The organism is Accumulibacter sp. (genome assembly GCF_031732815.1).
In the GTDB taxonomy this organism is placed as follows: domain Bacteria; phylum Pseudomonadota; class Gammaproteobacteria; order Burkholderiales; family Rhodocyclaceae; genus Accumulibacter.
Genome location: NZ_JAVMKF010000309.1, coordinates 1 through 12,451, shown reverse-complemented (window position 1 = coordinate 12,451; position 12,451 = coordinate 1). Strand labels below are relative to the sequence as shown.

Sequence of the window (12,451 nt, the reverse complement as noted above, 5' to 3'; positions counted from 1 at the left end):
GCAGGAACAAACCATAGCGCTACCGTCTGCTGACGGGTTGTGGGAAAGGGTAAGGTCTGCTCGGGGTGCAATCGAAAGTGCAACTCCGGATGCAATCGGAAGAGCAGCGGTGGATCAGGCCGCCTGCTGACCTCTGGAATGCCAATAGCTCCACCACTCCGGATTGGCACATCAGACACGCAGCGCCAGGCGCACTTTGTTTGCACCCAGGCCAATGCCAACCACCCCGGCGCGGGTCGCACTTTCGATTCCACCCCGCTTGCGCAGAACCGACGCCAGCGACTACACGTCATGGTATCCTTGGGCCTTGGACTTGAGCTGCAGCATCACGCGCACGTTCTTGTGGAAGGCGAATCGAGGTGCCAGAATGTTCCTGCCGGCTGCCGGAAAAGCCATGCAATCACTGCGGCAACCTTTTGCAGCTTAGATCGGATGGTTAAGATCACAACTACCGACGGCGTCCGTGGCTCTGCACCGTACCCTGCGATCGGCTCGAACCTGGCTCTGCTAGTCGCTGGGCTGGTCGCATCGTGTGCGAGTACGGCAAGCACGGGCGATGTCTTCGTCTCCTATTCCGCCGAAGGCACTCCACGATACGCCAGCCACCGCCTCGATCCGAGCTATCGCCTGTTCATTCCTGGCGAAGTTGCTACAGATGGCCGCCCAGCACCGTGGAGAGTGTCAGCCGAAAGGCGGCATCGGGGAAAGCGACAACTGACAGCCTTGATCGAGCATTACGCACGCATCAACGACGTTGCGCCGGCACTGGTCGCGGCGGTGGCAAGCGTCGAGTCCGGCTTCAACGCGCACGCTGTGTCACCCAAGGGCGCGATGGGTCCCATGCAATTGATGCCGGCCACGGCTGCACGCTATGGGTTGACCGATCCCGGCAATGCGGCACAGAACATCGAGGCCGGCGTACGCCATCTGAAGGAGTTGCTCGTGCAATACGATGGCAATGTCGCGCTCGCTCTCGCAGCCTACAACGCCGGTGAACGAGCGGTAGCCAGATATGGCGGCAGGATACCGCCGTATCGCGAAACGATGCTGTATGTCCCGGCGGTACTTGCTGCGGCGGCACGAGGGATTCAACAATGATGAGACGCACAGCGTTTGTTTGCCAGCCGCAAAGCGAGCGTTTGGCAAACGATGCAACGACGCGGCCTGCATACTGCCGCTGGGCTGGCACCACCGCCGATGGTTTCACTTTGCTCGAGCTGCTCGTCGTCGTGACGATCATCGGTCTGTTGGCCGCTTACGTCGGTCCGAAGTATTTCTCTCAATTGGGCAAGTCGGAGCAAGGAGTCGCCAAGGCGCAAGTGGAAGCCTTTGCCCGCGCCCTCGATACGTATCGGCTTGATGTCGGCCGCTATCCTACAACTGAAGAGGGGCTCAACGCGTTGTTGTCCCGGCCCGGCAACGTGGCCAAATGGAACGGCCCCTACCTCCAGAAGGCGGTGCCGTTGGATCCCTGGGGCCGCCCCTATGTGTATCGGGCTCCGGGCGCCACCGGCGATTTCGACATCGTTTCCTATGGCAAAGACGGCCAACCGGGTGGAACCGGCGACGCCGCGGACGTGACCAATCAATGACAACGCCGTGGAGTGGGTATGCGCTTTCAAGTTCGTGCCTTATCTCCCAACAACCTGATCGAGACGCACACCGTTGACGCGGTAGACGCAGGCGAAGCCGGCAGACTGCTCCAGCAACAGCAGTTGCAGCCGCTTTCGATCAGGGCGGCGACGGTGGAGTCGATCTCGGGGGGCTGGTCCCGCCGCGGCACCTTCTCTCTCCTGCTCTTCAGTGCTGAACTGCTGGCCCTGCTGGAGGCAGGACTGAGTCTGGTCGAGGCCTTCGAAGCGCTATTCGACAAGGAAGCGTCGCCCTTGTCGCGAGCCGTGCTCGGCCGTCTGATCGAGGACCTACGCGAGGGTCAGCGCTTTTCCGCTGCCCTGGCCCAGCAGGCGGACGTTTTCCCACCACTTTACGTCGGCATCGTCAGGGCTGCCGAGGGAACCAGCGATCTGCCGCGCGCACTGTCCCGCTACATCGACTATCAGACGCGGCTGGATACCGTCCGCAACCGGATGGTCAGTGCCGCCATCTACCCGACCATCCTGCTTGTCGTCGGTGGAGGCGTCACCCTCTTCCTGCTCGGCTTCGTCGTCCCTCGTTTCGCTGGGGTGTACCAGGGAAGCGGTCGTGCGCTACCGTGGCTCTCGCAGTTGCTTCTCGACTGGGGGCTGTTCGTTGGTCAGCACACGGGCCCGGTACTTGGATGTCTGCTCGCCGGAGCGCTTGGCTTTGGCTACTGGCTGCGCCGGGTCGTGCGCAGTGGTCGCTGGATCGCCTTTCTGACACGCTTGCCGGGAGTGGGCGAGCGGATCAGGATCATCGAGTTGTCACGCCTGTACCTGACCACAGGCATGCTGCTCGAAGGCGGCATTCCGATTCTGACGGCACTCGATATTGTCAGCCACGCGGTCTCGCCAACAACGCGAGGAGCCCTCTTGGCTGCTCGCCGGATCATCTCTGACGGCGGTAGTTTGTCGCATGCCTTCGAGCAGACCCGGCTGGCAACGCCGATCGCATTGCGCATGCTACGCGTCGGCGAGCGTTCGGGGCAGATGGGCGCCATGCTGACTCGCTCGGCGCTATTCTACGAAGGCGAGAGCGCGCGCTGGATCGAGCGCTTTACCAAGGTTTTCGAGCCGGTCCTGATGACCGCCATTGGCCTGTTCGTCGGGTTGATCGTCATCCTGCTCTACATGCCCATTTTCGACTTGGCGGGGACGCTGCAATGACTGCTCCAGTGCCAAATCCCGAAACCGATCTTATTGACCTTGGTGACGAGATTCTGCAGCAGGCGCGGAGCCTGGCGCGGTCGTCCGGCCGAACGTTGGTGGCGCAACTCGAGATGCTCACCGGGAGCGAGCCGCGCCTGATCGTCGATTGGCTCGCCCGGCGTTTTCACCTCACAGTCATGGGGACGGCCGAGATGCTGACTTTGGCACCGGCTTTCGACCTTCTGCCGCTCGCCAGAGCTCAAACGCGCGGCTGCGTGCTGCTGCGTGCACCGGAGGCGCTTGCCGGCAGACGGATCATCGCCGTCAACTCTGATCCGTTCGATACCGATTGCATGGTCTGGCTGAGCAGTCTGGCGGCTCATCCGGTGACGTTCTGCTTGGCCTTGGCAGCCGATATCCAGGCCTATCTGTCGAAGCACGAGGAGGCCGTGCATGCAGTTCATTCGCTGCTGGACGAGGCAGCAAGCCCAACTGAGCGATCGCGGACTGCCGAGGTGCTGAGTTTCGCTTCGCTCAGTGAAGCCGCCAGCCCGGCCGTAAAGCTCGTCAACTCGACGGTCTACGACGCCGTGAAGGCCGCGGCCAGCGACATCCATCTGGAAAGCTCTCCGACGGGTATCGTCATCAAGTACCGCATTGACGGCGTTCTCGACGCCGTTGCCCAGATCAGCGGCCTGGCACTGGCCGAGCAGGTGATTTCCCGACTGAAAGTAATGGCCGAGCTGGATATCGCCGAGCGGCGGACACCGCAAGACGGTAGTTTTCGTGTCCAGGTCAGCGGCCGTGACATCGACCTGCGCGTCTCCATCATGCCCAGCATCCACGGGGAAGACGCGGTCGTCCGTATTCTCGACAAGCGCGGCGTGATCGAGGCGCATGGCGGCCTGACCCTGGACTCACTGGGTTTTGACGAGCACGCACTGAAATCCCTGCGACGCTTGACCGAAGAGCCTTACGGGATGCTCTTGGTCACCGGCCCAACCGGCTCCGGCAAGACGACGACACTGTATGGCGCGATTTCGGAAATGAATAACGGTCGCGACAAGATCATCACCATTGAAGACCCGGTTGAATACCAGTTGCCCGGCGTCTTGCAGATTCCAGTCAATGACAGGAAGGGCCTGACCTTCGCTCGCGGCCTGCGCTCGATCTTGCGGCACGATCCAGACAAGATCATGGTCGGCGAAATCCGGGACCGCGAGACTGCCGAGATTGCCGTCCAGTCAGCGCTCACCGGGCATCTGGTGCTGACCACGGTACATGCGAACAACGTCTTCGATGTTTTCGGTCGATTTACGCACATGGGCATCGACCCCTACGCTTTTGCCTCGGCACTCAATGGCATCTGGGCCCAACGTCTGTTGCGAGTGAACTGCTCGCGCTGCAGCGAACGCTGCGTCCCGGGCGTAACCGAACTCGAGCGCTTCGCGATTTCGGTTGCGGATCTGGCGCGCTTCGACTTCCGTCGCGGTGCCGGTTGCGGCGACTGCCGCGGCACCGGCTACCGCGGGCGCAAGGCGGTGGCCGAGATTCTCAATCTGAACGACGAGTTGCGCGAACTGATCATCGAGAAACGGCCAATCCGGCAGCTCAAGGATGCGGCGTTCCGTAATGGCACCCGGAGCCTGACACAGGCCGCGCTGCGCCTGGTCGCCAACGGCGAAACGACACTCGAGGAACTGCGCCGTGTCACGCTTTCCGGGTAGGGATCTGCTGCTTGGCTGCACGAACGAGAGCGCTGTCCTGCTCGCCCGTGGCACGTCGACTCCGCTTGAAGTTCTCGCGTCGGCGGACCTTGACCCATCAACACACGCATCCATCGAGGCGCTATGCGGTCTGGTCGCCGAGCTGAAATCCACAAAGACGGTGAGCATCGCAAGTCGCTCGGCGTTATCAGTGACCATGGATGACAGTGCGGCGCGCAGCTTCATTGTCACTCCGCCGGGTGGCGCGCAAGGACTAGCCGAGCTGCGGGCCACGGTGGCGGCACGCTTTGCGGCGCTCTACGGTGAGTCGCCGGAAGAATGGCTGCTCGCCGCCGATTGGCACGCGGCTGCGCCATTCATCGCCTGCGCGCTGCCGCGGAGGCTCTATCGGGAGTTCGAGGATGCGGCCAGGGCGAATGGCTGGCGCCTGGTTTGCGTGCGCCCGGCGTTGGTCCAGGTCTGGAACCGCGTATGCCGCTCGATTCCGGCAGATGGCTGGCTGATCGTCGGCTTCGGGAAAACGCTCACGCTCGTCCATACTCTCGGAGCACAGCTCGCGAGCCTGCGCACCGTGCGCCTGCCGGAGGCGCCAGGGGTGGCAGAACTGGTCGAGCTGATCGAGCAGGAGCGCCTGCGCTCGCCGATGCCTGGCGCTCAACGCGATCGACAATCGCTGCTGTGGAGCGGTAGTGCCGACTGGCTGCCGGAGACACCGACGATGGCCGGATTGGCCTCGCGCACGCTGCCGCTGCCTCCACTCGCAATGACCTTTGTCCACCTGTCGGAGCCCTGCCAGCTCGCTTGCCAACTGGCGCTCGCTGGAAGTCCGCGATGAAGCCGTTGTCCATCAATTTCGTCGAAGATCCGCTCTGGAGGCGGCCGGTCGCCACGCGTTGGCGCCAGATCCTGATCGGCTTGGGGCTGGCGACCGCGCTGGCTGCAGCGGCCGTCTACTGGCAGTGGCAAGTGCTTGACCGGGAACTTGCCGAAACAACGCAGGCGGTCGCTCTGGCCCGCGGAGAGATCGCCGCCCGGACACCACCGCCGCCAGCGCCGCTGCTGCTCTCGGAACCGCAGATCGTTGCCATCAACAGCGCCATCGATCAACTCAATACCCCTTGGCCGACGGTGCTCGACGGTTTCGAGCGCGTCGCCAGCAGTCACATCGCCCTGTTGCAGATCGAACCGGATCATCGCCGGCGTCTGGTGAAGGGTGTTGCCGAGGCGAAGGATCATCAACAAATGCTCGGCTACATCGCGCAGCTCGCTGCGACTGCGCCGTTTGCTGGCGCGATGCTTACTCGGCACGAAGTCAACGAAAAGGACCCCAACCGGCCTCTACGTTTCATCTTCGAGGCGCGACTCGACGGGTCGTCAGCCTTGACTGCTCCAGATGCCGAACCAAGCGTGCTGATGAAGTGAACAGGCTCAAGTCAATTACCGATCGTCTGCGGCTGGAGGCCGATCTCTGGCTGCATCGGCATGGCCCATGGTGGCTGCTCCTTGCCGGCGCCATCGGCGCATTGTTGGCGCTGGCTCTGCTCGTCATGCCCGGGATGGAGGCCGAACTCGCGGCGAAAAGGGCCGTCCTCGCCGAAATCCAGATGCGCCTGGCAGACAGCCGCGTGGTATCTGCTCCGATGGCACTTCCGGCCGCCGAATCCGCCCTGCACTACGAAGCTTTCCGGGAGATGTTGACCGACGAAAAGGAGGTACTGCCGAGGATCAAAGCGGTTCTCGACCTGGCCGTGGCACATCGCCTGATCAGTACCCGTGCCGAGTACGTGCGTTCCGTCAACGCCAACGCGCAGGCGGAGACGCTCCAGATGACGCTGCCGGTCAAGGGACGCTACATCGACCTGCGGCGCTGGATTGAAGATATTCTCCGCAGGTACGCCAACGTAGCGGTGAATGAGCTTGCCTTCAAACGCGATGAAGTAGCCGTCAACCAGGTCGAAGCCAAGGTTCGCCTGACGATCTGGTACCGACGCTCCAGTTCGGCCGATGACGGACGGCGAAACGCGGCGGAGGCATCGGACCCATGAACAGCCGTCGCCTGTTTCTGTTGTCGCTCCTGGTGGTCGCTGCATACCTGGCGTTCCTGGCCGACAAGACGCCGAGCGACCAGGACGCTGCCAGGGTCGTGCAACCGCTTCCGTCAAGAAGCGAGGCAAGTTCTGGCACAAGTTCTTCAGGCTCGGATGAGCAGCGATCGGGCGCAGCGCGCGGACCTCGCGGCAAAGCGGCGTCAAGCTTGGCGGTGGCCGCCTTGGTTCCGCGTGCGAATTTGATCCCGGCCGCAGCCAATGACCGAGTCGGTCGTGACCTGTTCCCTGCTCTGTCCTGGACACCGCCACCGCCACCACCACCGCCGCTGCCGGCAAAGCCGCTTCCGCCGATAGCGCCCCCAGTGCCCTTCACGTACCTCGGCAAGAAACTTGAAAGCGGGCAATGGGAAGTCTACCTCGGGCGCGGCGACGAGGTGTTCATCGTTCGCGAGGGCATGTTGCTGAACAGCGGCAACTACCAAGTCAAGAGTATCAACCCGCCGACGCTGACGCTGGAATACCTGGCGCTGAAGCAATCGCAGACCATCTCCATAGGAGGATCGCAATAGTGAGCACGGCTGACACTGGCTGGCCCCGACTTCCGGATCGGTGGTGCCGCTATCTTATCGTGGCAGCGGCGCTGTTGCTGGCCGGGTGTGCGGCCCAGAACGTCTACCGCGAAGGGCAGGCGCTGCTCGCCGAAGACAAGGTCGAGGCCGGCTTGGCAAAGATTCAGGAAGCGATCGGCCTTGACCCAGCGTCTGCCGAGTATCGCATCGCTTATGTCCGCGCCGTAGATCGCCACCTTAACGCGAGTCTCGACAAGGCTGAACGCGCTTTAGCCGAGGCGCGTTACGGCGAAGCGGAAAGCGCTTACCGTCGAGCCTTGATGGTGCAGCCTGGCAACGACCGGGCGCTGGCCGGCTTGCGCCAGATCGAGCGCGCGCGCCGCCACGATATCCTCTTCCAGGAAGCCGAGCAGGCTTGGACAAAGAAGGATGCCGATCAGGCTCTCGCCCGACTGCGGGCGGTCCTTGCCGCGTACCCGAAACACGAGCGTGCCCTTGCTCTGCAGCGACAGATCGAAGAGCAGACCGTCAGGTCCACCAAGGAGTCGGTGTTAACCGCCGCGTTCAGGAAGCCGATCACCATCGAGTTCAGGGATACCCCGCTGAAGACGGTATTTGAAGTGCTCTCGCGCACCTCGGGGCTCAATTTCGTCTTCGACAAGGATCTGCGTGCCGATCAGAAAACGACCATTTTTCTGCGCAACAGCACGATCGAAGCCGCAATCAACGTCCTCCTGCTCACCAACCAGCTCGAACAGCGTGTCCTCGACGGCAATTCGATTCTGATCTACCCCAGCACCCCAGCCAAGCAGAAGGAATATCAGGCCCTGCTCGTCAAGACCTATTACCTGGCGAACTCCGACGCCAAGACCGTAGGCACAACGCTCAAGACAATCCTCAAGACCAAAGACATCGTCGTTGACGAGAAGTTGAACATGCTGATGATCCGCGACAGCCCGGAAGCCATCCGGCTCGCCGACAAACTGGTCGCGCTGCAGGACGTACCCGAACCCGAGGTGATGCTGGAGGTCGAGATCCTCGAGGTCAAGCGCTCGCGGCTGCAGGCACTTGGCGTCAGCTGGCCGGACAGCATCGCTTTGCGTGCCCTCCCGGTCGACAAGCTGACCTTGAAGGACCTGGGCAGCATCAACTCATCGACGATCGGCGCAACTGCCGGACCGGTGGTCATCCGGGCCAATCAGCTCGATACCGACGTCAATTTGCTGGCCAACCCGCGTGTGCGCGCGCGCAATCGAGAGAAGGCCAAGATCCTGATTGGCGACCGGGTACCCAACATCACGTCGACGATCACGGCCACCGGCTTCTCCTCCGAATCGATCAACTACATTGATGTCGGCCTGAAACTGGACATCGAGCCGACGATCTACCTCGATAACGAAGTAGCGATGAAGGTGACGCTGGAAGTCAGCAACATCGTCAACAGAATCGAGACCAAGTCCGGAACCGTGGCTTACCAGATCGGTACGCGTACGGCGACCAGCGTCCTCCGTTTGAAGGACGGCGAAAACCAGTTGCTCGCGGGCTTGATCAGCGACGAGGATCGGCGGACGGTCAACAAGCTTCCTTTCCTGGGCGAGATCCCGATCCTCGGACGGCTGTTCGGCAGCCATAGCGACGAGGGAGTCAAGACCGAGATCGTGCTCTCGATCACGCCGCGCGTTCTGCGCAACGTCCAGCGCGCCGAAGGACACTTGGCCGAGTTGGACGGCGGCACCGAAAGCAGTTTCCGCGGCCGAATCGAAAGCAGCGCTAGCCCGCCCCAAGCGCCCAGCCCGCCAGTTGCCGGCGCTCGTCAGAATGTTCCGCCGCCGCTGCCTTTCGCTCCTGCATCGACTGCACCTGGCGGGCAGAGCAATCAAGCATCAAGCCCTCTGACGCAATCGCCGGATGGTTACCTTGCTCAGCCCGGGTCAGCGTTATCCGGCGGCGGGTTGTCTGACGTGTCGCTCGGAGCGGCGCAACTGCTCTGGCAAGGCCCGACGCTGCTCAAGGCCGGCGAGACGGCAGCACTGCAGTTGGTCATGCAGGCTGATCGGCCGGTGGTCAGCGTGCCTTTGGTCATCGGCTTTGATCCGCGCTTGCTGCAGATCGCCGACGTGAGCGAAGGATCATTTCTTCGCCAAGGGGGTGCTGCGACGACCTTCAACTATCGTGTCGACCCCGGTGGACAAGTGCTGTTAACGGCGACCCGCACCGGCACCGGCGGCGCCACTGCTGCAGATGTTCTGGTGAAGCTGACATTGCGCGCGCTGGCAGCCGGCAGTGCGCGCGTCGAGCTGATCACGGCCGCCCCGGTCGGCGCGGGGGGAGCAACGGTCAACGTCGCTCCGCCCGCTGCGCACGCCTTCACCATCAACCCCTGATCGATGATGCCGCAACTCACGTATCCACCGTGCCCGATGACGATCCTTTCGGCTCGGCCACGTTCGAGCCGAAGGCGCGGCTTTTCCCTGATCGAGTTGATGATCACCCTGGCTGTGCTGGCCGTTCTCGCCAGTGTTGTCGTCCCGGTGGCGCAGATTTCGATCCAGCGTAGCAAGGAGCAAGATCTGCGACTTGCCCTGCGCGAGCTACGCAACGCCATCGACGAGTATAAGAAGGCCCATGACGAAGGACGTATCCGGAAATCGCTCAGCGATACGGGCTATCCGAAGACGCTTGAGCTCCTCGTCGAGGGCGAGGAAGATGCGCGCGACCCCAAGCGGCGCAAGATCTATTTTCTGCGGCGGATTCCGCGCGACCCGATGTATCCGGATGCAGGCGTGCCCGCTGCAGATACCTGGGCCAGGCGGGCCTACGCCAGTGAACCCGAGAATCCGCAGGAAGGCGACGATGTCTACGATGTCTACTCGAAGTCCAGTGGCGTCGGTCTCAACGGCGTACCCTACCGCCAATGGTGACGCCCGCTAATCCGCCAAGACGCGCGCATCCTGCGGCCCGAGGCCTCGGCGATAGCCACCTGAACGGCCGAGGCTTTACGCTGATCGAACTGCTCGTCGTGCTTTCGATTATCGCCCTGCTGCTTACGCTCGCCGTTCCCCGCTACTTTCACAGCATTGACACGTCGAAAGAGACCGTCCTTGGCGAGAACCTTCGCATTGTTCGCGAGACGATCGACAAGTTCTACGGCGACAACGGACGTTATCCTGACAGCCTCGACGAGTTGGTCAGCCAACGGTATCTGCGCGCACTGCCCTACGACCCGGTCACCGGCAGCACAACGACATGGATAGTCGTCGCGCCCGAAACGCCGGACGCCAAGGGAAACGTCTACGACATCAAGAGCGGCGCTCCCGGCAACACCCGGGATGGCAAGCCCTTCGCCGATCTGTAGCGCTACCGTACTGTAGCGCTACCGTACAATCCCATGCTGCCGCATCCTCCCTGCATCGTGCATCGACGTGGCTTGGAGACCGGCTTCACCTACCTGTCGCTAATGATCCTGGTCGCCACGCTGGCCCTGGCGACCAGCGCGACACTCACCTTGGGCAGCATCGTGCAGCGCCGTCAAGCAGAGCAGCAACTACTGGAGGTTGGTGCAGCGTATCGCCGGGCGATCGCCAGCTATCTGAACAGCAGCCCGGGCGGCCGCCGCAGCTACCCCCCGACGCTGACCGACCTGCTCAAGGATCCGCGCTATCCCGGCGTCCGTCGCCACCTGCGGCGGCTCTATCCGGACCCAATGACTGGCAAGGCCGAGTGGGGGCTTGTTCCGGCTCCCGGAGGCGGAATCATGGGGATCCACAGTCTCTCCGAGGCACGTGCGATCAAGCTTGCCGGGTTCGAAGCGGAGAACCAACTGTTCGAAGGCAAGGTGCGCTATTCCGAATGGATTTTCGTCGTTCAATCCGTCGCGCCGGGTATCGGCACCGGTGTACCTCGGCAGACCCCGGGCGCAAGCGCTGGAGCGACATCGCCGAACCCGACACCGCAGCAAGTCCCAGGCGGCTTTGCTGCGCAGAGTCCTGCCCCGGTTGAGCTATCGGGTACAGCACAGGTCCCCGCGCGAGGCCTGTTCCCGACAGGCGCTCAGCATTGATCTCCGCAGACTGGCTTGCTGGCCCGCAGCGGCCGGATGCCGGTCGCGCGGCCCCTTCTCATCGTCATCAGGCCGAGCAACGCCGGCAGGATGGTGCCGCGTGCGGTTGGCAGGCATCAAGCTCTATAGCCGTGTATATTGAATAACTTTGCCGCTTACCCGCCTCCGATGAATAGGCGAAGCGCATCCGGGGGCCATTCCGGCAGGTCAAGGTACTCGACAGCCAAGCGCCGCATGCTCCGGGCGGCAGCTCTCGGCTCGCCTTATCGGGGAAGCGCGCTTACCGCGCTTATCGAAAGGAGGTGGCGTCGCAGCCTGCCCTTCGCTTGCTTCTGGCTGATGGTCTGCGCCAACGCTACGGTGGCAGGAGGGCTTCAAGCGCCGGAACCAGCGACCACGGCATTCACCCCTGACCAGTGGCCGCGTTGGCTGTCCGCGCGGGACGATCATCGACCGCTGCTCGTTGCCGAAGAAAGCACGCTGTCGCTCGTTGCAATTCTCGCCGTGCACAAAAGGCACCCGCCGGTCACGGCTGATGCGATGTTGCGGAAGTGGGCAATTGGCCCGGCGTCCTTGCCCTGCAATGAACTTGCCCTGGATCTGATCGTCCGCTACCAGCAGAACCCCTTGCGCGCCGCGCGCATGCTGGCGCTCCTGCACGCAGCAGCGAACGACGTGATCGTGGACCTGGCGGCCACGACCAGCGAGGAACACGCGCAAGCGGTGGACGTACATGTGGCGAGCGCGGCTGTCCTGGCGTGTTTCTACCCCGCAAGTCGCCCGGGCGGATCGAAGCCATCGGCATTGGCGCGACGCTGGCGGTTGCCGCCGGCGCGGAGATCCCGCCGGCCCGCCGCACCGCTGCTCAGCGCGCCGGCCGACGTGCCGCGACCGCAGCAGTCTGGCGGGCGCTCGACGATGGTGCCGATGCCGCCTGGAACCCCGACGAGCGACCGGCGCCCAAGGCGTCGGTCTGGCGCGCTGCGCCGCCGCTCCATCTCTACAACCCCAGCGAACCGCTGGCAGGGCGCTGGCGGACGTGGGCGCTTGCCGACGGGGGCGAGTTCGCTCCGCCTCCGCCTGTTCGTTTCGGTAGCCGGCACCACCTGCAAGAAGCACGCGCAGTGCTGCGGGTGGCGCGGACGCTGACAAATCAGGAAGCGATGTTCGACGGCCGGCGACGGTTCTGTTGCGGGAGCGCAGGGTCAGCAAGCTCGACCCCTACAAGGGACGCATCGTCGGCTGGCTCGATGCGCACCGG

At 63.1% G+C, this 12,451-nt stretch carries 12 protein-coding genes and 1 pseudogene; all 13 read left to right on the top strand.

Annotation, left to right across the window (positions count from 1 at the left end):
- The first annotated feature begins 723 nt into the window (after window positions 1-723).
- Window positions 724-1,098, top strand: coding sequence for a lytic transglycosylase domain-containing protein (locus RKP46_RS18595; protein WP_311108002.1), 375 nt, complete (start codon window positions 724-726; stop codon window positions 1,096-1,098).
- Window positions 1,095-1,592, top strand: a complete 498-nt coding sequence (gene gspG, locus RKP46_RS18590) for a type II secretion system major pseudopilin GspG (RefSeq protein WP_311108001.1) — start codon at window positions 1,095-1,097, stop codon at window positions 1,590-1,592. Before RKP46_RS18595 ends, gspG begins: the two co-directional genes overlap by 4 nt.
- An 18-nt stretch (window positions 1,593-1,610) precedes the next feature.
- The gene (locus tag RKP46_RS18585) at window positions 1,611-2,804 is read left to right on the top strand and encodes a type II secretion system F family protein (RefSeq protein WP_311108000.1); all 1,194 of its coding nucleotides are present in this window, start codon (window positions 1,611-1,613) and stop codon (window positions 2,802-2,804) included.
- Complete coding sequence (locus RKP46_RS18580; protein WP_311107999.1) at window positions 2,801-4,513, top strand: GspE/PulE family protein; 1,713 nt, start codon at window positions 2,801-2,803, stop codon at window positions 4,511-4,513. Before RKP46_RS18585 ends, RKP46_RS18580 begins: the two co-directional genes overlap by 4 nt.
- Window positions 4,514-4,703: 190 nt before the next feature.
- Entirely contained in the window at window positions 4,704-5,348 is a 645-nt protein-coding gene (locus RKP46_RS18575; protein ID WP_311107998.1) for a hypothetical protein, read from the top strand.
- Window positions 5,345-5,935: a hypothetical protein gene (locus RKP46_RS18570; RefSeq protein ID WP_311107997.1), complete on the top strand. Its 591-nt coding sequence runs from the start codon at window positions 5,345-5,347 to the stop codon at window positions 5,933-5,935. The genes RKP46_RS18575 and RKP46_RS18570 overlap by 4 nt, the downstream gene beginning before the upstream one ends.
- On the top strand, window positions 5,932-6,558 hold the full coding sequence (locus RKP46_RS18565; RefSeq protein WP_311107996.1) for a hypothetical protein: 627 nt from the start codon (window positions 5,932-5,934) through the stop codon (window positions 6,556-6,558). Before RKP46_RS18570 ends, RKP46_RS18565 begins: the two co-directional genes overlap by 4 nt.
- Window positions 6,555-7,130, top strand: a complete 576-nt coding sequence (locus tag RKP46_RS18560) for a hypothetical protein (protein ID WP_311107995.1) — start codon at window positions 6,555-6,557, stop codon at window positions 7,128-7,130. The genes RKP46_RS18565 and RKP46_RS18560 overlap by 4 nt, the downstream gene beginning before the upstream one ends.
- Before the next feature lie 59 nt (window positions 7,131-7,189).
- The gene (locus RKP46_RS18555; protein WP_311107994.1) at window positions 7,190-9,514 is read left to right on the top strand and encodes a secretin N-terminal domain-containing protein; all 2,325 of its coding nucleotides are present in this window, start codon (window positions 7,190-7,192) and stop codon (window positions 9,512-9,514) included.
- Window positions 9,515-9,550: 36 nt separating this feature from the next.
- Window positions 9,551-10,051, top strand: coding sequence for a type II secretion system protein (locus tag RKP46_RS18550; RefSeq protein ID WP_311108004.1), 501 nt, complete (start codon window positions 9,551-9,553; stop codon window positions 10,049-10,051).
- Window positions 10,045-10,485: a type II secretion system protein gene (locus RKP46_RS18545; RefSeq protein ID WP_409194167.1), complete on the top strand. Its 441-nt coding sequence runs from the start codon at window positions 10,045-10,047 to the stop codon at window positions 10,483-10,485. The genes RKP46_RS18550 and RKP46_RS18545 overlap by 7 nt, the downstream gene beginning before the upstream one ends.
- A gap of 72 nt (window positions 10,486-10,557) precedes the next feature.
- A complete protein-coding gene (locus RKP46_RS18540) occupies window positions 10,558-11,190 on the top strand; it encodes a type II secretion system protein (protein WP_311107993.1) in 633 nt (210 codons plus the stop codon).
- Window positions 11,191-11,948: 758 nt separating this feature from the next.
- Window positions 11,949-12,451: pseudogene (locus tag RKP46_RS18535) on the top strand (hypothetical protein); the annotation flags it as partial.